Origin of the sequence: Pseudomonas brenneri, assembly GCF_007858285.1 — a bacterium.
GTDB classification, from domain to species: Bacteria; Pseudomonadota; Gammaproteobacteria; order Pseudomonadales; family Pseudomonadaceae; genus Aquipseudomonas; species Aquipseudomonas brenneri.
Genome location: NZ_VFIL01000006.1, coordinates 278,671 through 298,314, shown reverse-complemented (window position 1 = coordinate 298,314; position 19,644 = coordinate 278,671). Strand labels below are relative to the sequence as shown.

The 19,644-nt window shown below is 61.4% G+C and carries 21 protein-coding genes; 6 read left to right on the top strand and 15 right to left on the bottom strand.

Annotated elements, in window-relative coordinates:
- The first annotated feature begins 22 nt into the window (after positions 1 to 22).
- Both tagQ and FJD34_RS15630 read left to right on the top strand, forming a co-directional pair.
- Positions 23 to 952, top strand: a complete 930-nt coding sequence (tagQ, locus tag FJD34_RS15635; protein WP_032856795.1) for a type VI secretion system-associated lipoprotein TagQ — start codon at positions 23 to 25, stop codon at positions 950 to 952.
- A 125-nt stretch (positions 953 to 1,077) separates the two neighbouring features.
- Entirely contained in the window at positions 1,078 to 1,452 is a 375-nt protein-coding gene (locus FJD34_RS15630; RefSeq protein WP_090292443.1) for a helicase, read from the top strand.
- A gap of 130 nt (positions 1,453 to 1,582) precedes the next feature.
- Here FJD34_RS15630 and FJD34_RS15625 read toward each other — a convergent pair whose 3' ends face one another.
- The 6 genes from FJD34_RS15625 to exbB form a co-directional block, all read right to left on the bottom strand.
- Entirely contained in the window at positions 1,583 to 2,983 is a 1,401-nt protein-coding gene (locus FJD34_RS15625) for an aminoacyl-tRNA deacylase and HDOD domain-containing protein (RefSeq protein WP_032856797.1), read from the bottom strand.
- A 212-nt stretch (positions 2,984 to 3,195) separates the two neighbouring features.
- Positions 3,196 to 5,271: an ATP-dependent DNA helicase RecG gene (gene recG, locus FJD34_RS15620; RefSeq protein ID WP_090292440.1), complete on the bottom strand. Its 2,076-nt coding sequence runs from the start codon at positions 5,269 to 5,271 to the stop codon at positions 3,196 to 3,198.
- Between the two features lie 8 nt (positions 5,272 to 5,279).
- The gene (locus FJD34_RS15615) at positions 5,280 to 6,200 is read right to left on the bottom strand and encodes a hydrogen peroxide-inducible genes activator (protein ID WP_032856799.1); all 921 of its coding nucleotides are present in this window, start codon (positions 6,198 to 6,200) and stop codon (positions 5,280 to 5,282) included.
- 159 nt (positions 6,201 to 6,359) lie between these two features.
- Positions 6,360 to 7,106, bottom strand: a complete 747-nt coding sequence (locus FJD34_RS15610) for a TonB family protein (protein ID WP_032856801.1) — start codon at positions 7,104 to 7,106, stop codon at positions 6,360 to 6,362.
- Positions 7,103 to 7,528: a TonB system transport protein ExbD gene (exbD, locus tag FJD34_RS15605; protein WP_029289838.1), complete on the bottom strand. Its 426-nt coding sequence runs from the start codon at positions 7,526 to 7,528 to the stop codon at positions 7,103 to 7,105. The genes FJD34_RS15610 and exbD overlap by 4 nt, the downstream gene beginning before the upstream one ends.
- Before the next feature lie 6 nt (positions 7,529 to 7,534).
- Complete coding sequence (gene exbB / locus FJD34_RS15600) at positions 7,535 to 8,536, bottom strand: tonB-system energizer ExbB (protein ID WP_032856804.1); 1,002 nt, start codon at positions 8,534 to 8,536, stop codon at positions 7,535 to 7,537.
- A 190-nt stretch (positions 8,537 to 8,726) separates the two neighbouring features.
- Between exbB and FJD34_RS15595 the strand changes: the two genes are divergently transcribed.
- Entirely contained in the window at positions 8,727 to 9,578 is an 852-nt protein-coding gene (locus tag FJD34_RS15595) for an NAD-dependent epimerase/dehydratase family protein (RefSeq protein ID WP_090292438.1), read from the top strand.
- Positions 9,579 to 9,622: 44 nt separating this feature from the next.
- On the opposite strand, the gene FJD34_RS15590 is transcribed toward FJD34_RS15595, so the two are convergent.
- From FJD34_RS15590 to FJD34_RS15560, 7 genes are all read right to left on the bottom strand, one after another.
- Positions 9,623 to 10,357, bottom strand: coding sequence for a hypothetical protein (locus FJD34_RS15590; protein ID WP_090292436.1), 735 nt, complete (start codon positions 10,355 to 10,357; stop codon positions 9,623 to 9,625).
- 65 nt (positions 10,358 to 10,422) lie between these two features.
- Positions 10,423 to 11,166 (bottom strand): hypothetical protein, encoded by a 744-nt coding sequence (locus tag FJD34_RS15585; RefSeq protein WP_032856809.1) that lies wholly within the window; start codon positions 11,164 to 11,166, stop codon positions 10,423 to 10,425.
- A gap of 55 nt (positions 11,167 to 11,221) precedes the next feature.
- Positions 11,222 to 11,602 (bottom strand): RidA family protein, encoded by a 381-nt coding sequence (locus FJD34_RS15580; protein WP_025130815.1) that lies wholly within the window; start codon positions 11,600 to 11,602, stop codon positions 11,222 to 11,224.
- Positions 11,603 to 11,640: 38 nt separating this feature from the next.
- Positions 11,641 to 13,746 carry a bifunctional GTP diphosphokinase/guanosine-3',5'-bis pyrophosphate 3'-pyrophosphohydrolase gene (spoT, locus tag FJD34_RS15575; protein ID WP_032856810.1) on the bottom strand — a complete coding sequence of 702 codons (2,106 nt, stop codon included), beginning with the start codon at positions 13,744 to 13,746 and terminating at the stop codon, positions 11,641 to 11,643.
- A 60-nt stretch (positions 13,747 to 13,806) separates the two neighbouring features.
- Positions 13,807 to 14,070 (bottom strand): DNA-directed RNA polymerase subunit omega, encoded by a 264-nt coding sequence (rpoZ, locus tag FJD34_RS15570; RefSeq protein ID WP_032856811.1) that lies wholly within the window; start codon positions 14,068 to 14,070, stop codon positions 13,807 to 13,809.
- Positions 14,071 to 14,237: 167 nt separating this feature from the next.
- Positions 14,238 to 14,858 (bottom strand): guanylate kinase, encoded by a 621-nt coding sequence (gene gmk, locus FJD34_RS15565; protein WP_032856812.1) that lies wholly within the window; start codon positions 14,856 to 14,858, stop codon positions 14,238 to 14,240.
- Positions 14,859 to 14,868: 10 nt separating this feature from the next.
- Positions 14,869 to 15,732, bottom strand: coding sequence for a YicC/YloC family endoribonuclease (locus FJD34_RS15560; protein ID WP_032856813.1), 864 nt, complete (start codon positions 15,730 to 15,732; stop codon positions 14,869 to 14,871).
- A 232-nt stretch (positions 15,733 to 15,964) separates the two neighbouring features.
- Between FJD34_RS15560 and rph the strand changes: the two genes are divergently transcribed.
- Entirely contained in the window at positions 15,965 to 16,687 is a 723-nt protein-coding gene (gene rph / locus FJD34_RS15555; RefSeq protein ID WP_029289820.1) for a ribonuclease PH, read from the top strand.
- 23 nt (positions 16,688 to 16,710) lie between these two features.
- Entirely contained in the window at positions 16,711 to 17,079 is a 369-nt protein-coding gene (locus tag FJD34_RS15550; protein ID WP_029289818.1) for a DUF4870 domain-containing protein, read from the top strand.
- 58 nt (positions 17,080 to 17,137) lie between these two features.
- Here FJD34_RS15550 and FJD34_RS15545 read toward each other — a convergent pair whose 3' ends face one another.
- A complete protein-coding gene (locus FJD34_RS15545) occupies positions 17,138 to 17,917 on the bottom strand; it encodes an exodeoxyribonuclease III (RefSeq protein WP_029289816.1) in 780 nt (259 codons plus the stop codon).
- A gap of 82 nt (positions 17,918 to 17,999) precedes the next feature.
- Here FJD34_RS15545 and pyrE point away from each other — a divergent pair, with 82 nt between their 5' ends.
- Positions 18,000 to 18,644 (top strand): orotate phosphoribosyltransferase, encoded by a 645-nt coding sequence (gene pyrE / locus FJD34_RS15540; RefSeq protein ID WP_021492595.1) that lies wholly within the window; start codon positions 18,000 to 18,002, stop codon positions 18,642 to 18,644.
- An 80-nt stretch (positions 18,645 to 18,724) separates the two neighbouring features.
- Here pyrE and argB read toward each other — a convergent pair whose 3' ends face one another.
- Entirely contained in the window at positions 18,725 to 19,630 is a 906-nt protein-coding gene (argB, locus tag FJD34_RS15535) for an acetylglutamate kinase (RefSeq protein WP_029289812.1), read from the bottom strand.
- Positions 19,631 to 19,644: the final 14 nt, after the last annotated feature.

The window sequence follows — 19,644 nt, the reverse complement described above, 5'->3', positions numbered from 1 at the left end:
AAACTTAAAAGAGAACACACCTATGCTTTTTTCCCGTAAGGCGGTTTCCAAGCGTCACTTGCTGCTGGTCGCGGCTGGTTTCAGCACTGTGCTGACAGGTTGCGCCACGTCGCCGGCCTCCAAGGTCGCGTCGAGCACCAAGGTTGAGTACTACCCGAGTTGCTACGAGCCGGTGCAGCACCTGCGTGCCACCGATTCGGACATGACCAAGTCGGTCGTCACGGGCGCCGCCCTTGGCGCGGCCGGTGGTGCGCTGTTGGGCGCCCTGACCGGCGACTCCGACAAGCGTGGCCGCAACGCGGCCATTGGCGCGGCGGGTGGTGCCCTCGCGGGCGGCGCAGCGGGTTACTACACCGAGCGTCAGAAGCAGATCAGCGACGACAACCAGCGCATCGCGTCCTACGCCACTGACTTCAACAAAAGCGCCTCCGATATCGACCGCAGCACCGCGTACGCCAAGGCGTCCCAGCAGTGCTACCAGAGCGCGTTCACTAAGCTTGTGGCCGACCGCAAGGCCAAGACCGTCAACGACACCGAAGGCCGCAAGCGCCTGGCGGAAATCGTCGCCGGCCTCAAGGAGTCCAACGACCTGGTCGTTGCAGTCAACGGCAAGGCCAGCGAAGACCTGAACAACTACACCCAGGCCTACGAGAAAGACCTGCAACAGGTGGGCGTGCAGCGCAATGACGTGGTGACGGTGGCCACGGCAGAGGCCGCCCCGGCGGTGGTCCCGGCGAAGAAAGGCAAATCGACTAGCAAAGTCGTGACCAAGCGTCCGCCACTACCCAAGGTGCCGACAGAAGCGGTGAGCACCGAGAAAACCATCCAGACCGTCAAGGTCAAGCAGGCCGAGAGCAAGCAAGTGGCCAGCGCCGGTAAAGCGCAGATCGAAGGCACCTGCCGCGATCCGAATCTGGCTGACTGGGCACCGGTGCCTTGCCCTAACGTTTAAGCCAAGTTGTTGCTATAAGCGGTAAACGCCAACCGATCTCCTGCTAACGCGGGAGATCGGTAGCGTTCCGCGCACAAATCGTTAAACTGCTGCGGCCACCCAATAATTACACTGAGGCCGTGTGCATGAAATTTCGTTTTCTTCTGTGGGTGCTGGGCCTGATGATGGCCAAAGCCAGCCGCAACAACCCTGCATTCCAGCAGCAGTTGGGTGACAAGGACCTGGCGTTCCAGCTGCAGACCCTTGACGGCAAGGTTGCCCGTCACTTCATCGTCAAAGACCAGCGCATCACCAGCCGCTCGGGTGTCCACCCGGAGCCTGCGTTTGCTATTGCCTTCAAAGACGCCGCCTACGGCTTCGCCACGATGCAGGCGAAGAACAAGCAACTGGCGTTCATGACAGGGATTCAGGACAAGTCGATCCAGATCAAGGGCAACCCGGCCCTGGTGATGTGGTTCCAGGGGTTGACCAAGTATTTGAAGCCGAAGAAAAAGAAGTAGGGCTTCAGTCAGACCGAGGTGAACTCTTCGCGAGCAAGCCCGCTCCCACATTCGACCGGGTTCCAACTTTGGAATGCGGTCGAATGTGGGAGCGGGCTTGCTCGCGATAGCGATACAACAGACGCCCGCTTCACCCCTGGCTGAACTGCGACGCCAACTCCCGCAACAACACCTCGGCATCCAGCACCTTGCTCACTACATCCTCAGCTTTGCTGCGGTCCAGGCCCAGGCGCTCCAGCAGCTCGTCCGGGATCTCGGCCTCAGGCCCGGAGCCGATGCCGCGCCCGCGCAACAGGCGTACGGCCAGGCACACCAGGTTCGGGTATTCGGCGTATTGGCCGTCGTAGGTCGGGTCATGCTGGAAGCGCAGGGCAGTGGACAGCTCTTGCGGCATGTCCCAGTAACGCATCAACCAGGCACCGATCTGCTCGCGGCTGATCCCCAGCAAGTGTTGCTCGACATAGCTGTGGCACAGGTGCGGGTTGACCTCCAGGTGCCGGCAGATCAGCGAGAAGTGCGGCGGGAAGACGTGGGCCAGCAACAGATAGCCAAAGTTGTGCAGCAGGCCCGCCAGGTAGGTCAGGCCGGCTTCCGGGCGCTGGGCGCGCGGCATGGCACGGGTCAGCCCTTCGATTACCGCCGCGGTGTAGATCGACTGGTGCCAGTAGGGCGTAGCCTGTTGCGGATGGTCCTTGGGCAGGCTCAAGGTCTTGCCCAGCGCCAGGCCGAGGGCCAGGTTGATCACCAGGTCGAAGCCCAGCACGCGCACAATCGCATCTTCCACCGAGCGGATCTTGCCCGGCGAGGCGTAATACGGCGATGCCGCCCAGCTCACGACTTGCGCGGCCAGGGCTGGGTCGGTTTCGACCACGCCGGTAATGTCGTCGATGGTCGCGTTGGGATCGACCCGCAGCTTGATGATCTTCTGCGCGGTATCGGCCAGCGGCGGGATCTCGATGGTGGCTTCCAGGCGTTGCTGGATGCGGCGGGCGGTAAACGCCTGCATTGCCTGGGTGATCTCGTCACGATCGTCGGCAGGACGGTCGAAGTTGGGCCGGATGCTGCTCAGGGGCTCGCCGAAGTTGGCGGCACTGGCCTTGCTCAGCATGCGCTTGAAGTCATCGCTGGTGATTTCCAGCAGCACCGTGGCTTCGCCCGAATGCACCAGCAGGGTTGGCTCGCGCAGCAGACTTTCTTCGTACAGGCACGGTGAACTGGTCAGCGGCGGCAGACCAGGCAACAGGCTCAGGCTGTGCTTGCCGAGCATGCGCTCCAGGCGTTCCGGCGAGACAGCAGTCAGGTTGCGGCCGGTCAGTTCGGTGAGGCGGTTGAGGTCCAGCAATTGGCTCTGGGGGAACAGCACCATGAGGGCGCCCACGGCGTCATCGAGCAGCACCGCTTGAACCTTTCGGGCCGGATTCAGCCCTGGGTGTTCGGTGACTTGCGTGTAGCTGATGGCGAGTTTCGCGAGCAGGTCCCGAATGACCGAGGGTGCGGTCGGCGGGGCTGTGGCGTGGGCAACTTCTGACATGGCCGGATCCAATCTCCTACATTTGCTTGGAGTATAACCAGCTTGGTCCGGCTGAGTGGTGTCTAACTGTGGTTTGTGATGGTGTTGGCGGTCCCCATTACTGTAGGAGCGAGCTTGCTCGCGAAGAACCTTAGCGATAACGCGGGGCACCGGCATATACGTGGCGCCTGTGAGTTCTTCGCGAGCAAGCTCGCTCCTACAGGGGCGCTGGGTCAGACCTGGCCGTATTGCTGGCCATGACGCAGCCAGCGATCGAGCAACGGGCTGACGTGGTGCGGCCAGCGTTCCAGCAGGGCCTGGGCGGCGTCGCGCACCGCTGGCAGCAGGTCGGCATCACGCATCAGGTCAGCGACCTTGAACTGCAGCAACCCGGTCTGGCGGGTGCCAAGCATCTCGCCTGGGCCGCGCAGTTCCAGATCCTTTTCGGCAATCACGAAGCCATCGTTGGTTTCGCGCATGATCCCCAGGCGCTGGCGACCAATCTGCGACAGCGGCGGATGGTAGAGCAGCACGCAGTGACTGGCGGCACTGCCCCGACCGACGCGGCCACGCAGTTGGTGCAATTGAGCCAGGCCCAGGCGCTCGGGGTTTTCGATGATCATCAGGCTGGCGTTGGGCACATCCACGCCGACTTCAATCACCGTAGTGGCCACCAGCAGTTGCAGGTTGCCGGCCTTGAACTCGGCCATCACCGCGGCTTTTTCCGCAGGCTTCATGCGCCCGTGGATCAGCCCGACCTTGAGCTCGCCCAAGGCACTGGTGAGGTCTTCATAGGTGGTTTCAGCCGCCTGGCAGGTCAGCTCTTCCGACTCTTCGATCAGCGTACACACCCAATAGGCCTGGCGCCCTTCGGTGCAGGCCCCGCGTACCCGTTCGATCACTTCGACCCGACGGGTGTCGGTGACCAGCACGGTGTTGACCGGGGTGCGGCCGGGCGGCAGTTCATCGAGAATCGAGGTGTCGAGATCGGCGTAGGCACTCATGGCCAAGGTGCGTGGGATCGGGGTGGCGGTCATGATCAACTGGTGCGGATTCATCCGTCCGCCCACGCCTTTTTCGCGCAGGGCCAGGCGTTGCTGCACACCGAAACGGTGCTGTTCGTCGATGATCACCAGGGCCAGGTTCTTGAATTTCACTTCGTCCTGAAACAGCGCGTGAGTGCCCACCACCATCGGTGCGCCGGCAGCGATCTGCTCCAGGGCGGCCGTGCGGTTCTTGCCCTTGAGCTTGCCCGCTAGCCACGCCACTTCCAGGCCCAGGGGTTCGAGCCAGCGCTTGAAGGTGATGAAGTGCTGTTCGGCAAGGATCTCGGTCGGCGCCATCAGGGCCACTTGATAACCGGCCTCCAGGGCCTGCAGCGCAGCCAGGGCGGCGACCACGGTCTTGCCGGCACCGACGTCGCCCTGGATCAGGCGCAGCATGGGTTCTTTCTGGCTCAGGTCGTAGGCGATTTCATTGCCTACGCGCTGTTGTGCACCGGTCGGCGCAAAGCCCAGGTTGGCCAGGTATTGCGCGGGCAGGCGCGTGGCCTTGGGCATCGCCGGCGCGCGCAGGGAACGCATGCTTTCGCGCAGGCGTTGCTGGGACAGTTGATGGGTCAGCAGTTCTTCAAAGGCCAGGCGATGCTGGGCCCAGTGATGACCCAGAGCTAGCTCATCGACATCGGCATCGGCCGGTGGATGGTGCAGGTAGCGGATCGCGTCATCCAGGGGCGCCAACTGGTAGTCCCGGGCCAGCTCCTGCGGTAGCCAGTCGGGCAGGCTTTGCGGGCCGAGCAGGGCCAGGGTCTGCATGCATAATTGGCGCAGGCGCTGTTGCGTCAGGCCTTCGGTGAGCGGGTAGATCGGGGTGAGGGTGGTGTCTACCGGTGGTGGCTCGTCGCCGGTGATGGCGCGATATTCCGGGTGATAGATTTCCAGGCCCGAGGCCCCTGGCCGGGCTTCACCGTAGCAACGCACGCGGGTGCCACGCTTGAGGCCTTCCTTTTGTGCGTTGCTGAAATGGTAGAAGCGCAGGCTCAGGCCACCGGTACCGTCCTGCAGGCGCACCACCAGGCTGCGGCGCTTGCCCATCACCACATCTGCACCGCTGACGGTGCCCTCGACCACGGCATCCTGCCCGGGGCGCAGATGGCCGATGGGCACTACACGGGTGCGGTCCTGGTAACGCAGGGGCAGGTGAAACAGCACGTCCTGGAGGTTTTCCAGGCCAACCTTGGCCAGTTTCTCGGCCATGGATTCACCGACACCCTTGAGTGCCGTCACCGACACCTGCGACAGTTCAGTCATACAAGTGCTTAGCTCGCAGCAGGCGGCTTGGCCACCGAGCACAGGCGGATCGAGTCGGCGAGGATATCAATCGCTTTGGGGCGCGGGAAACTGGCACGCCACGCAATCGCCACGGTACGGAATGGCACGGGCGGGGTGAGCGGACGCACTTCAATCACGCCGGCAGCGTAGTGATGGCTGTCCACGGCCGACAGCGGCAGGATCGAGATGCCCAGGCCGGACGCTACCATGTGGCGAATGGTCTCCAGGGAGCTGGACTCCACAGTGGTGTGTTTGGCGCCGTCGTTGCCCTTGCTCAGGGTTGGACAGGCCTCCAGCACCTGGTCACGGAAGCAGTGGCCTTCGCCAAGCAGCAGCAGGCTCTTGTCGTTGAGCAGGCTGGCGTCGATCGTGTCTTTCTGGGTCCATGGATGGGACGCAGGCATCAGCACAGAGAACGGCTCGTCGTAGAGCGGTAGCGTCAGCACGTCGGCTTCGTTGAATGGCAGGGCGATGATGATCGCGTCCAACTCACCGTTGCGCAGCTTGTCGCGCAACACGTGGGTGAAGTTTTCTTCGATATACAGCGGCATCTGCGGCGCGACGCGGTGCAGTTGCGGGATCAGGTGTGGGAACAGGTACGGGCCGACGGTGTAGATTGCGCCGACTTTCAGCGGGGCGGTCAGTTGGTTCTTGCCGGCCTGGGCCAGCTCACGAATGCTCTGGGCCTGCTCCAGCACCTTCTGGGCCTGGGCAACAATGCCTTCGCCTACCGGGGTGAGGCGCACGGCGCTTTTGCTGCGCTCGAAAATCAGCACACCGAGTTCGTCTTCAAGCTTCTTCACACCCACCGACAGCGTCGGCTGGCTGACATGGCAACGTTCTGCGGCATGGCCGAAGTGTTGCTCTTGGGCGAGGGTCACGATGTAGCGTAATTCTGTAAGAGTCATAGCGGGCGTCCATGAGGTTGCGGGCCAAGCATACCGGCTGCAATCGATAGGCGCACGTTATCAGAACTGGAGTGGGGATTGAGCGGTTTGTGCGGGGGATTTTGCTGAAGCCCGGGACTGTCTGTATGAGCAGGCAAGCCTGCTCATACAGACAGGGGATCAGCGGCGACGTTTCTCGATGTTGTAGACAAACGGCGCAACGATTTCGATGCTGCCGTTTTTCAACATATCGGCCGGTGGCTTGGGCAGCGGCTGGGCACGACGGATCATCTCCAGGGTAGCGCGGTCCAGGTCGGCGTTGCCGGAGCGGCCCACCAGTTCATAGGACAGCACCTTGCCTTCGGCATCCACCACGAACCGCAAGCGGTTCAAGCCTTCCTTGCCACGGGCCTGGGCGCCTGGCGGGTACTTCTTGTACTTCGCCAAGTGACCGAGCAGCGTACTTTCCCACGTTGCCTTGGCCGCGATCTGCGCCGGCGAAGGACCGGGTTGTGGCTGCGCCGACTTTTCCGAAGGCGCATTATTCGCCGGGCTTTCGCTTGGCGGATCCTCGGAAGGTTTCTCCTTGGGCGGCTCGACCTTTTTCTCCGGCTTGGGCGGCTGTGGCTTGGGCTTTGGCTTGACCGGCTTGGGCACGGAAATGGTGGGTTTCGGTGCCTCGGCCAGCTTGGGCAATGGCAACTCTTCCACCGGTGCCGGCGGTTGCGGTGGCGTCACCACCTTCGGCGGGGCCGGAGGGGGTGGCGCCGGCATCGGCGCCAGGTCGATGACCATGGCCGCCGGTGGCAACTGCACCATGTGTGGCGCCGACCACTGGAGCGCGAGGATGATCGCGACGGCGTGGACGCCCAGCACGACGGCGAGGCTGGTGCCATAACGCGTCAGTTTGTGGCGCGTCGTGATCATTTCTTGGCTGCCGTCTCAAGTCCGACCAGACCGACCTTGAGGTAACCGGCCGCCCGCAGGGCATCCATCACGCTCATCAGGTCGCCGTAGTCCACGCCTTTGTCGGCCTGGAAGAAGATCGTCGTGTCTTTCTTGCCCTGGGTCCGGGCGTCGAGCACCGCACCGAGGGTTTCGGATTTGACTTCTTCTTCGCCCAGGAACAGGCGCTGGTCAGCCTTGACGCTGAGGAACACCGGTTTCTCCGGTCGCGGCGCGGGTTTCGCGCTGGAGGCGGGGAGGTCGACCTTGATGTCCACCGTAGCCAGGGGTGCTGCGACCATGAAGATGATCAGCAGCACCAGCATCACGTCGATAAACGGCGTGACGTTGATTTCGTGGTTCTCGACGAGCTCGTCGTCACCTTGATTCAAATGCAGGCCCATGGCCGATTACCCCACTTTCACCATGTGCGGTTGCGAGCTGCGCTCGGTAGGCAGGTGATCGAGGTCACGGCTGACCAGCAACAGGACTTCTGCCGAAGCATCCGACACCTGGGCCTTGTAGCCGGCGATCGAACGGGCGAACACGTTGTAGATCACCACCGCAGGAATCGCGGCGACCAGGCCCAGGGCAGTTGCCAGCAGGGCTTCGGCAATACCGGGAGCGACGACGGCGAGGTTGGTGGTCTGGGTCTTGGCGATGCCGATGAAGCTGTTCATGATGCCCCACACGGTACCGAACAGGCCGACAAACGGTGCGGTGGAACCGATGGTTGCCAGCACGCCGGTGCCATTGCTCATGTTGCGACCGCAGGCCGCTACCAGGCGCTCAAGGCGGAAACTCACACGCTCCTTGATGCCTTCCTTCTCACGGGTGTTGGCCGACAGGCGCATTTCTTCCAGGGCGTCGTGCACCAGCAGGTGCGCGAGGGTGCCCTTGATGGCCGCGCTTTCGCTGGCTTCCTTGAGGGTGGTGGCTTTTTTCAGGTTGGCGATTTCGGTGCGCAGGCGACGTTTGGCGCCCAGCAGCTCGAAGCCCTTGGCGATCCAGATGGTCCAGGTGATGATCGAGGCGATGGCCAGGCCGATCATCACGATCTTCACGATGATGTCAGCGTTCTGGTACATGCCCCAAGGTGACAGGTCGTGGGCCATGCCCAGGGTGTTGTCTTCTTCCAGGACAAGACCGGTTTCATCTGTGGGGGCTACGCCTTCGGCAGCGGCAGGTGCGGCAGCCGGGGCGCCGGGTACTGCGGCATTTTGCTCAGGTGCGGGGGCTGCGGCGGCCGGGGCCGGCGCAGTAGCGGCCGGCGGGGTAGCCGGGGCCGTGACATCGGCGAAAGCGGCGGTCGGTGCCAGCAAGGCGCTGAACAGCACCGCAGCAATCGCGCGCCAGGCGCGGGACGGGCTGTGAGGCTTGGTTGGCGAAGCGGGGAGGTTATTGCGTGTCATGCTGGCCGGACCTGAGAGTTGAAAATAAGTAATTGTCCTGCCAGGCCGGAGGGCGGCCGAGGACAAACGGGCGGTTATTATTGCAAGTAATTCTTGTTAACAGAAGTAATACAGTAACTTTATTTGTGCTTTTCCTGGCCGCTGGTCACCTGCGAGGGCTAATCTAGACCTTTGAGAACGGAGTTTTGTGATGTCTGCGCCTTCTGTGGTGATTGCCGGTTGTGGTGATGTAGGGAGCCGGCTGGCAAGTCAATTGCTGGCCGCGGGATGGGAGGTGCATGGCCTGCGACGTAATGTCTCGCGCCTGCCGGAAGGGGTGATTGGCATTGCCGGTGACCTGTTCAATAAAGAGTGTCCCGACACGTGGCCGATCGGCGGCGTGGATTACCTGGTGTACTGCGCCGCTGCAACCGATCACGACGAGGCGGGCTATCGCAAGGCTTATGTCCAGGGCCTGCAGCATGTGTTGGAGTGGCTGGGCGACTATGGCCAGGAGCCCAAGCATCTTGTTTTCGTCTCCAGCAGCAGTGTCTACGGCCAGCAGGATGGCGAGTGGGTCGATGAAACCTCGGCCACCCAGGCCGTTGGCTATTCCGGGCAGGTGATGCTGGAAGCCGAGCAAGTGGCATTCGACAGCGGTATCCCAGCCACGACACTGCGCTTGACCGGCATTTACGGTCCGGGTCGTGAGTGGCTGTTGAGCCAGGTGCGTCAAGGCTATCGCGTGGCTGTTGAGCCGCCTCTATATGGCAACCGCATACATGTCGATGATGCGGCGGGGCTGTTGGCCTTTTTGCTGTTGCATGTGGAGCAGGGCGGTACGTTGGACAAGGTCTATATCGGTGTCGACGATGCGCCTGCGCCGCTGTCTGAAGTCGTGGGCTGGCTGCGTGAGTACCTTGGGGTCACCGAGTGGGCCGAAGACGCCAGTGTGCGGCGCGCGGGCAGCAAGCAGTGCAGCAATGCGCGGGCCAAGGCACTGGGCTGGACGCCAACGTATCCAAGCTACCGCGAAGGCTATGCGGCCATCCTCAAAGGCTGAAGCGCGGTTGAAAATGTGGGAGCGGGCCCGCTCCCACATTTAGGTTACTGTTTTTCCAGCAACCACTGGCGTGGCCCGGGGCTCAACTGAGGGACTTCGTCTGGCCGGGAATGATTGATCGCCTGGACAATTTCCAGCGTGTTGCCGTAGCGTACGAAAATCCAGCTGTCTCCCACATCGCCTTTGCCCAGGTACAGGGTGTCATTGCCGGCGCCCTGAGTGGCGCAATCCCCGCCCAGGCATAGCTCGTAGCGGTCACTCTTCCCCAGTCCCGATAGGTTGCCATCCGCGTTGAACACTACGGTGCCGCCGGCGCCCTGCCCTTCAAGGATTTTCCATTGGCCACCCATATAGGCTGAGTTCAGCGCCTGCCGGAATGTGTTCCCCCATTGCGTACCCTCTGCGGCGGGTGGGTAGGGACGCTGGAACACTTGGCCGGGAAGATCCTTGCGAGGCAGTTGGAGTAGTTGCTGACCCTTTAATTGCAGTTCGTCACTGCCATAGCCGTTGTGGTCGACGGTCCATACGCCGGGTGCTTTTGGCAGGAGTTGGCCTTCATCAACCTCAAAGGCACTGCTGGCATTCGCCCTAGCGGTGCGGGTATCGATATCCCACTCCAGGTTCCGGCCATTGGCGCTCAGGGTCTTGAGTAACGGCCGGCCCTGCGCGGCGGCATCGATGGCGGTCTGGTTGATCCAGATCCCGCTGATGTCAGCGGGTTGCGGCGCTTGGGTGCAGCCGCCCAGCAAGGCCAGGCCAATGAGGAGTGGTTTGAACATGGAGTCGTCCGAGGCAAGGGAGTGTAACTAACGAAAAAGGAGCCCGTAGGCTCCTTTGTTCTGTATCACTGTTTTTCCAGCAACCACTGGCGTGGCCCAGGGGTGAACGAAGGCACTTCGTCGGCCTGGGACGTATTGATCGCCTGGAAAATCTCCAGTTGCTTGTCATTGCGGCTGAAGATCCACGGGTTGCCCTGGCCGCCTTGTTGCAGCCAGATGCTGTCGTAGCCACCGCTCATGGACGCGCAATCGCCTGCCAGGCACAGCGAATACTGGTCAGCGCCCGGCAGGCCGGTCACTTGGCCGTTGGCCTGGAACTGCACGGTCGCGCCGCTGCCGCTGCCGCTGGTGATTTTCCAGCTACCGCCCATATAAGCCGAGTACAGCGCGCGCTCGAAGTTGGCGCCCAGGGGTGCGCCTTCGGGGGCAGGGTCCTTGGGGCGATCAAAGAGCTGTTCGGGTTCGTTGTCGTTGGCTACTTGCAGCAACTGCTTGCCGTCACGCTTGAGTTCGGTGGTGGAGCTGCCGTAGAAGTCGACGTTCCAGGTGCCTGACTTTTCACCCTCCAGCTTGCCTTCAGGCCGTTCGAAGCCATTGAAGTAGCGCGCCTGGTAGGCCCGGGTATTGACCTCCCATTCGAGGTTCGGGCCGTAGGCTTGCAGGGCTTCACGCAAAGGGCCGCCCTTGGACGCCGCATCGATGGCGACCTGGTTGATCCAGGTACCGCTCACATCCCGGTCGGCTGGATTGCTGGCGCAGCCGCCAAGGAGTAGGGCGAGCAGCGTGGAGGCAACGAGCGCTTTGCGCATTACGAAATCCTTTTAAAACGAAGTCGGCGCAACCTATTGGGTTGCGCCGAATGTATTACTCGATGACCAGAATCGCGTCCATCTCAACCTGCGAACCCTTGGGCAGGGCGGCAACGCCAATGGCGGCGCGGGCTGGGTAGGGTTGTTCGAAGTACTTGCCCATGATCTCGTTGACCTTGGCGAAGTGGCTCAGGTCGGTGAGGAAAATGTTCAGCTTGACGATGTCCTTGAACGAACCGCCCGCTGCTTCGGCTACCGACTTGAGGTTTTCGAAGACTTGTACGGTCTGGGCTTCGAAGCCTTCAACCAGCTCCATGGTCTTTGGGTCCAGTGGGATCTGGCCGGACATGTAGACGGTGTTGCCCGCCTTGATCGCCTGGGAATAAGTACCGATGGCGGCAGGTGCCTTGTCGCTGGTGATAACAGTCTTGGTCATGAATGACTCCTTGTAATGTCCGGGCTATAGGGGAGGCGTTATGCGCGCATGCGAGTGATGCGGATAACCCCGGTCAGGGCACGCAGTTTCTTGATCACGCGGGCCAGGTGTACGCGGTCGTGCACGCTGACCACCAGTTGGACCACGCTGATGCGACCATCGCGTTCGTCCATGCTGATTTTTTCGATATTGCCATCGGCCGCGTTGACGCTGCTGGCCAGCAAGGCGATCAGCCCGCGCTGGTGCTCCAGCTCGACCCGCAGCTCGACGTTGAATTCGCCGGTGACATCCTTGGCCCATGACAGCTGGATGCATTTTTCCGGGTTGTGGCGGATTTCACTGATATTGCGGCAGTTGTCCAGGTGCACCACCATGCCTTTGCCGGCGGACAGGTGCCCGACAATCGGGTCGCCCGGGATCGGCGTGCAGCACTTGGCGTAGCTGAGGACCAGGCCCTCGGTGCCGCGAATGGCCAGCGGGCCTTCGGGGCTCGGTAGTTGCTCGCCTTCGCCCAGTAGGCGGCGGGCGACGACGTAGGCCATGCGATTGCCCAGGCCGATATCTTCGAGCAGGTCTTCGATGGTTTCCTGGCGGTACTCGTGGAGGATCGCCTGTACGCGCTCGGCGGGGATCTTCTCGAGGGAGCTGTCGAAACCGTTGAGTACCTTGTTCAGCAGGCGCTCGCCCAGGCTGATGGACTCGGAGCGGCGTTGCAGCTTCAGCGCATGGCGAATATGGGTACGTGCCTTGCCGGTGACCACGAAGTTGAGCCACGCCGGATTCGGCCGGGCCCCTGGCGCGCTGACGATCTCCACGGTGGAGCCGCTTTGCAGCGGTTCCGACAGCGGGGCCAGGCGACGATTGATCCGGCATGCGATGCAGCTGTTGCCGACATCGGTGTGGACCGCGTAGGCAAAGTCGACCGCCGTGGAGCCCTTGGGCAGCTCCATGATCCGGCCTTTGGGCGTGAACACGTAGACCTCGTCCGGGAACAGGTCGATCTTCACGCTTTCGATGAATTCCAGGGAGTTGCCAGCGCGTTGCTGCATTTCCAACACGCCCTTGACCCACTGGCGGGCGCGGGCATGGGTGCCTTTGGGCTGCTCGTCGCCGCTGGATTTGTACAGCCAATGGGCGGCGATGCCGTTGTTGGCCATCTCTTCCATTTCCCGGGTGCGGATCTGGATCTCGATCGGCACCCCATGCATACCGAACAGCGTGGTATGCAGCGACTGGTAGCCGTTGGCCTTGGGAATGGCGATGTAGTCCTTGAAACGCCCCGGCAGGGGTTTGTACAAATTATGTACAGCGCCCAGCACGCGGTAACAGGTATCGACCTTGTCGACGATGATCCGGAACGCATACACGTCCATGATCTCGTTGAAGGCCCGGCGCTTGCCGCGCATCTTCTTGTAGATGCCGTAGATATGCTTCTGCCGCCCGCTGACTTCGCCTTCAATCTCGTCGATTGCCAGGCAGTGGCTCAGGGACTCTTCGATCTTGTTGACGATTTCCTTGCGATTGCCCCGGGCGCGCTTGACCGCCTGGTAGATGCGCGCCGAGCGCATCGGGTGCATCGCCTTGAAGCCAAGGTCTTCGAATTCGATACGAATGGCATGCATGCCCAGCCGGTTGGCGATGGGCGCGTAGATTTCCAGGGTTTCCTTGGCGATGCGCCGGCGTTTTTCACCGGACAGCACTTCCAGCGTGCGCATGTTGTGCAGCCGGTCGGCCAGCTTGACCAGGATCACCCGGATATCCCGGGCCATGGCCATGGCCATCTTCTGGAAGTTTTCCGCCTGGGCCTCGGCCTTGGTCTCGAAGTTCATCTGGGTCAGCTTGCTGACCCCGTCGACCAGATCGGCCACGGTTTCGCCAAATTGCGCACTGAGCGCTTCCTTGGCAATGCCGGTGTCTTCGATCACGTCATGCAGCATCGCGGCCATCAGGCTTTGATGGTCCATGTGCATGTCGGCAAGAATATTGGCCACCGCAAGAGGATGGGTGACGTACGCCTCGCCGCTGCGGCGGCGTTGGCCGTCGTGGGCTTGCTCGGCGTAGAAATACGCTCGGCGGACCAGGTTGACCTGGTCGGTACCGAGGTAGGTCGATAAGCGATCGGCGAGGGCGTCTATGCTCGGCAAAGTATTAACTCCTGCCGTAGGCTGTGACCCCGCGCCGTGCTACGTCGACCAGGCATAGGCTTAGACGGCCTCGTTGGACTCGTCCTCGAACGCTGCAAACAGCGGTTCGTCTTCAACGATTTCAGCGCTGGCGATGTAGTCATAGCTCATCACGCCGGCAGCGATTTCGCGCAGGGCCATAACGGTAGGCTTGTCATTTTCCCAATTGAGCAACGGCTCTTTGCCGCCAGTGGCCAATTGACGGGCACGCTTGGTAGAGAGCATGACCAGCTCAAAGCGGTTATCCACGTGTTCTAGGCAGTCTTCAACGGTTACGCGGGCCATGGTATTCCTCGGAGCGAATGCAAGATGCGCGCTGCCCGGTTGGGCGAGCGGACTCAACAGTTTAAAAAATCACCAGCGTTTAGGGAAGCGCTGATTTTGCGCAGGCCCCGGCAAACACGCTACAAGTGCCAATGTAAGGCCCTTGCAGCGGTTTTGGGAAGAGCCATTCAACCGAGCAGTTCGGCCAGCAATTTGCCAAAACGCTGCTGTTGGCGTTTTTGCTGGAGCTGATTGGCGCGGAAAATCGCCTTCAGGTCATCCAGGGCGTGGGCAAAATCGTCGTTGATGATCAGGTAGTCGTAGTCGACATAGTGGCTCATTTCGCTGACGGCTTCGCGCATGCGCCCGTCGATGATCTCGTCACTGTCCTGGCCGCGATTGGTCAGACGCTGGTGCAAGGCCTCCAGGGATGGCGGCAGAATGAAGATCGAACGCGCCTTGGGCATCAATTGGCGCACCTGTTCGGCGCCCTGCCAGTCGATTTCCAGGATCAGGTCGTGGCCTTCGTCCAGGGTCTGCTGCAAATGGCTCTGGGACGTGCCATAGAGATTGCCGAACACTTCGGCACGCTCCAGGAAGTCGCCATGTTCGATCATCTTCACGAACTCGCTGCGCTCGACGAAGTGATAGTTCACGCCGTTCACCTCACCGGGACGCATGGCGCGAGTGGTGTGGGAGACCGACACGCGGATCTCCGGGTTGGCGTCAGTCAGGGCCTTGACCAGGCTGCTTTTGCCCGCGCCCGAGGGGGCGGAAATGATGTACAGGGTGCCGGTGCTGTGGGTCATGGGAGTTGCCTTACTCAATATTCTGTACTTGTTCGCGCATTTGCTCGATCAACACTTTGAGGTTGACCGCAGCCTGGGTACTACGCGGATCGAAGGCTTTGGAGCCCAGTGTATTGGCTTCGCGGTTGAGTTCCTGCATCAGGAAGTCCAGGCGCCGACCAGCGGCACCTGCCGACTTGAGCACGCGGCGCACTTCCAGGATGTGGGTGCTCAGGCGGTCGAGTTCTTCGGCGACGTCGCTTTTTTGCGCGAGCAGGACCATTTCCTGTTCCAGGCGTACCGGGTCGAGGTCGGCCTTCATGTCGGTGAAGCGGTCGAGCACCTTCTGGCGCTGGGTGGCCAGCATTTGCGGCACCAGTTCGCGCAGGGTCACGACGTCTTCTTCGATGGCCGTCAGGCGCTCATTGATCAGGCGGGCCAGTTCGGCGCCTTCGCGCTCACGGCCGGCCTTGAGCTCCTTGAGGCCCTGGTTGAACAGGGTCAGGGCTTCGGCGTTCAGCGCCTGCGGGTCAGTGGCGTCGGCCACCAGTACGCCGGGCCAGGCCAGGACTTCCAGCGGGTTCAGGGCCGCTGGCTGCTTGATCAGGCTGGCAATGGTTTCGGCGGCTGCGACCAACTGTGCGGCGCGCTCGCGGTCAACCTGCAGTGGCTTGCCGGTGGTTTCTTCGGTAAAGCGCAGGGTGCATTCCAGCTTGCCGCGCGAGATGCCGGCGCGCAGGGCTTCGCGCACTGCGCCTTCAAGGTCGCGAAAGGACTCGGGCAGGCGCAGGTGCGGCTCCAGGTAGCGGCTGTTGACCGAGCGCAATTCCCAGCTCAAGGTGCCCTGGACGCCGGCTTTTTCGACGCGGGCGAAGGCGGTCATGCTATGCACCATGGAGGTACCTCGCGATACAGTCCCGCAAACGGGCGGGCTGATAGGTAGATTGAAGCCAAGTGGCTGCGAAGGCGCAGGATTGTAGCGCAACGGGGCGAGCGCCCCCAAATGCTGGCTGTGACAAAGGGTGCCAGGGGTGTCTATTCGTAACCGAATTTATTAGCAGTGCCGAGAAGTGGCCTGCGGCTCTATAATGCTCGGCAGTTTTTCGTCCTCAGTACAGGTATCCCCTATGAAACGTCCAAGTGGTCGCGCTGCCGATCAGCTCCGCTCGATCCGCATCACCCGCAACTACACCAAACACGCCGAGGGATCTGTACTGGTCGAGTTTGGCGATACCAAGGTCATCTGCACCGTCAGCGTTGAAAATGGCGTGCCACGTTTCCTCAAGGGCCAGGGCCAGGGTTGGTTGACCGCCGAATACGGCATGTTGCCGCGCGCCACCGGCGAGCGTAACCAGCGTGAAGCCAGCCGTGGCAAGCAAGGCGGCCGCACCCTGGAGATCCAGCGCCTGATCGGCCGCTCCCTGCGCGCGGCGCTGGACATGTCTAAACTGGGCGACGTGACCCTGTACGTCGACTGCGACGTGATCCAGGCCGACGGCGGCACTCGCACCGCATCCATTACTGGCGCCATGGTGGCCCTGGTTGATGCGTTGAAAGTGATCAAGAAGCGCGGCGGCCTGAAAGGCGGCGACCCGCTCAAGCAGATGATTGCTGCTGTTTCGGTGGGCATGTATCAGGGCGAGCCGGTGCTGGACCTGGACTACCTGGAAGACTCGGCGGCCGAGACCGACCTGAACGTGGTCATGACCAGCACCGGTGGTTTCATCGAAGTGCAGGGCACCGCCGAAGGCGCGCCGTTCCAGCCGGCAGACCTGAACGCCATGCTGGCCCTGGCCCAGAAAGGCATGAGCGAAATCTTCGAACTACAGACCGCCGCACTGGCTGACTGAAACCAGCCTCAAGGAGCAACGCCATGAGTGACAACCAGCTTCCTGTGCCAGCCCAGACCAAGGAAGTGCGCCAGTGGGCCATGCTCTGTCATTTCGCGGCGTTCCTCGGCCTGGTGTTTCCGTTTGGCAGCGTGCTGGGGCCGTTGATCCTGTGGCAGGTGAAAAAGGACATGGACCCGCTGATTGATGATCAGGGCAAGGAAGCGCTGAACTTCCAGCTGACCGTGGCCATTGCCTGGCTGGTCTGCTTTGTCCTGGGTTTTGTGATCATTGGTTTCCTGATGATGGCGGTGCTGGTGATTGCCGCGTTGGTGCTGACCATCATTGGGGGCATCAAGGCCAATAAAGGCATTGCCTATCGCTACCCGTGCACATGGCGATTGATCAAATAATGATCGCCCACAAAAAAACCGACAGTGATGTCGGTTTTTTTGTACCTGGATATTGACCTCAGATGGTCAGGGTCCAGTCGTAATCCACGATCAACGGCGCATGTTGCGAGAAGCGCGGTTGACGCGGCAGGCGTGCGCTGCGGACAAACCGGCGCAGGCCGGGGGTCAGCAGTTGGTAGTCAAAACGCCAGCCCAGATTGAGCATCTCGGCCTGTTCGTTGTCCGGCCACCAGCTGTACTGGTCACCTTCGCGGCTGACTTCACGCAGGGCATCTACATAACCCATGTTGCCGACAATCTCGTCCATCCAGGCCCGTTCCGGCGCCAGGAAACCCGGGGATTGCTGGCTGTCGCGCCAGTTCTTGATATCCAGCTTCTGTTGCGCCACATACAACGAGCCACAATAAATGTACTCGCGGCGTTTGCGTCGCTGTTTATCCAGATAGCGGGCGAAATCGTCCATTAGCTTGAACTTCTGGTTCAAGTCTTCATCGCCGTTCATCCCCGAAGGGAGCAGCAAGGTAGCAATACTGACTTTGTCGAAATCGGCTTGCAGGTAGCGCCCGTAGCGATCGGCTGTCTCGAAGCCGAGGCCGCTGATGACCGCCTTGGGTTGCAACCGTGAGTACAGAGCCACGCCACCTTGGGCAGGGACTTCGGCATCACAGGCATAAAGGAAGTAGCCATCCAGTTGGAAGGCTGGGTCGTCCAGTTCAAAGGCGGAGGCGCGGGTGTCCTGCAGGCAGATGACGTCGGCATTCTGGGCTTGCAGCCAACTGAGCAAACCACGCTCGACTGCAGCCTGAATACCATTAACGTTCACACTGATGATCCGCATAAATGGCCCCAAAAATCGCGTGCGTGTATGATACACGCCGTCTACCTATTTAGCTAAATCCGTGGTATCTGAGGCTTTTTTCATGCAGGCGTATCAACGCGATTTCATTCGTTTTGCCATCGATCGCGGGGTTTTGCGCTTCGGTGAGTTCACCCTCAAGTCCGGGCGCACCAGCCCATACTTCTTTAATGCCGGCCTGTTCAACTCGGGTTCTGCCCTGGCGCAACTGGGGCGTTTCTACGCGGCCGCCATCGTTGAAAGCGGCATTTCCTTCGACGTGCTGTTTGGCCCAGCCTACAAAGGCATTCCGTTGGCTGCTGCGACCGCAGTGGCCCTGGCTGAGCATCACGGCCGGGATCTGCCGTGGTGCTTCAACCGCAAGGAAGCCAAGGCCCATGGCGAAGGCGGCAGCCTGGTCGGCGCGCCGTTGACCGGCGACGTGCTGATCATCGACGACGTGATCACCGCCGGCACCGCGATCCGCGAAGTGATGCAGATCATTGCGTCCCAGGATGGCGCCAAGGCCGCTGGCGTATTGATCGCACTGAACCGCCAGGAGCGTGGCAACGGTGAGTTGTCGGCGATCCAGGAAGTGGAGCGTGACTTCGGAATCCCGGTGGTGAGCATTGTCTCGCTGAACCAGGTGTTGCAGTTCCTCGAAGACGATCCACAGCTCAAGCAGCACCTGCCGGCTGTTCGTGCATACCGCGAGCAATTCGGCGTCTGACACCGCTCCCACATTTGGATCGCGTGCAAACAAAAGGCCCCGCTCAATTTGATTGAGCGGGGCCTTGTGTTTTCTGGTGCTTAAGGACGCTTGCGATTGCTGATCAGCGTGCCCATGCCGGTATCGGTGAAGATCTCCAGCAACACTGCGTTCGGCACCCGGCCATCGATGATCAACGAGCTGCCAACACCACCTTGCACCGCCTCCAGTGCGCAGCGGATCTTCGGCAGCATGCCGCCGTAGATGGTGCCGTCGGCGATCAAATCGTCGACCTGCTGGGTGGTCAGGCCGGTCAGGACCTTGCCTTCCTTGTCCATCAGGCCGGCGATGTTGGTCAGCAACATCAGCTTCTCGGCCTTCAGGGCCTCGGCAACTTTGCCGGCGACCAGGTCGGCGTTGATGTTGTAGGACTCACCGTTGGCACCCACGCCGATCGGCGCAATCACCGGAATGAAGTCGCCCTTGACCAGCAGGTTCAGCAAGTCGGTGTTGATGCCGATCACTTCGCCTACCTGGCCGATGTCGATGATTTCCGGCTGGGTCATCTCAGGGGTCTTGCGGGTCACGGTAAGTTTCTTCGCGCGGATCAGTTCGGCGTCCTTGCCGGTCAGGCCGATAGCGCTGCCGCCGTGGCGGTTGATCAGGTTGACGATGTCTTTGTTCACCTGGCCGCCGAGGACCATCTCCACCACGTCCATGGTCTGTGCATCGGTGACGCGCATGCCGTCGATGAAATGACTCTCGATGGACAGGCGCTTGAGCAGGTCACCGATCTGCGGGCCGCCGCCGTGCACCACCACTGGGTTGATCCCGACGGCTTTCATCAACACGATGTCGCGGGCAAAGCCGGTTTTCAGCTCGTCGCTTTCCATGGCATTGCCGCCGTACTTGATCACCAGCGTCTTGCCGACGTAGCGTCGAATGTAAGGCAGCGCTTCGGAAAGGACCTTGGCGGTGTTGGCGGCGGCTTCGCGTTCGAGGGTCATTCAGGGCTCCGGGG

Excerpts from the sequence above, each read along its gene's own strand:
- tagQ (WP_032856795.1), top strand. The coding sequence starts at position 23 with ATGCTTTTTTCCCGTAAGGCGGTTTCCAAGCGTCACTTGCTGCTGGTC.
- exbB (WP_032856804.1), bottom strand. The coding sequence starts at position 8,536 with ATGACACGCAATAACCTCCCCGCTTCGCCAACCAAGCCTCACAGCCCG.
- exbD (WP_029289838.1), bottom strand. The coding sequence starts at position 7,528 with ATGGGCCTGCATTTGAATCAAGGTGACGACGAGCTCGTCGAGAACCAC.
- FJD34_RS15585 (WP_032856809.1), bottom strand. The coding sequence starts at position 11,166 with ATGCGCAAAGCGCTCGTTGCCTCCACGCTGCTCGCCCTACTCCTTGGC.
- rpoZ (WP_032856811.1), bottom strand. The coding sequence starts at position 14,070 with ATGGCCCGCGTAACCGTTGAAGACTGCCTAGAACACGTGGATAACCGC.
- FJD34_RS15545 (WP_029289816.1), bottom strand. The coding sequence starts at position 17,917 with ATGCGGATCATCAGTGTGAACGTTAATGGTATTCAGGCTGCAGTCGAG.
- FJD34_RS15625 (WP_032856797.1), bottom strand. The coding sequence starts at position 2,983 with ATGTCAGAAGTTGCCCACGCCACAGCCCCGCCGACCGCACCCTCGGTC.
- rph (WP_029289820.1), top strand. The coding sequence starts at position 15,965 with ATGAAACGTCCAAGTGGTCGCGCTGCCGATCAGCTCCGCTCGATCCGC.
- pyrE (WP_021492595.1), top strand. The coding sequence starts at position 18,000 with ATGCAGGCGTATCAACGCGATTTCATTCGTTTTGCCATCGATCGCGGG.
- gmk (WP_032856812.1), bottom strand. The coding sequence starts at position 14,858 with ATGACCCACAGCACCGGCACCCTGTACATCATTTCCGCCCCCTCGGGC.
- FJD34_RS15610 (WP_032856801.1), bottom strand. The coding sequence starts at position 7,106 with ATGATCACGACGCGCCACAAACTGACGCGTTATGGCACCAGCCTCGCC.
- recG (WP_090292440.1), bottom strand. The coding sequence starts at position 5,271 with ATGACTGAACTGTCGCAGGTGTCGGTGACGGCACTCAAGGGTGTCGGT.
- FJD34_RS15590 (WP_090292436.1), bottom strand. The coding sequence starts at position 10,357 with ATGTTCAAACCACTCCTCATTGGCCTGGCCTTGCTGGGCGGCTGCACC.
- FJD34_RS15615 (WP_032856799.1), bottom strand. The coding sequence starts at position 6,200 with ATGACTCTTACAGAATTACGCTACATCGTGACCCTCGCCCAAGAGCAA.
- FJD34_RS15560 (WP_032856813.1), bottom strand. The coding sequence starts at position 15,732 with ATGGTGCATAGCATGACCGCCTTCGCCCGCGTCGAAAAAGCCGGCGTC.
- FJD34_RS15595 (WP_090292438.1), top strand. The coding sequence starts at position 8,727 with ATGTCTGCGCCTTCTGTGGTGATTGCCGGTTGTGGTGATGTAGGGAGC.
- FJD34_RS15580 (WP_025130815.1), bottom strand. The coding sequence starts at position 11,602 with ATGACCAAGACTGTTATCACCAGCGACAAGGCACCTGCCGCCATCGGT.
- argB (WP_029289812.1), bottom strand. The coding sequence starts at position 19,630 with ATGACCCTCGAACGCGAAGCCGCCGCCAACACCGCCAAGGTCCTTTCC.
- FJD34_RS15630 (WP_090292443.1), top strand. The coding sequence starts at position 1,078 with ATGAAATTTCGTTTTCTTCTGTGGGTGCTGGGCCTGATGATGGCCAAA.
- FJD34_RS15550 (WP_029289818.1), top strand. The coding sequence starts at position 16,711 with ATGAGTGACAACCAGCTTCCTGTGCCAGCCCAGACCAAGGAAGTGCGC.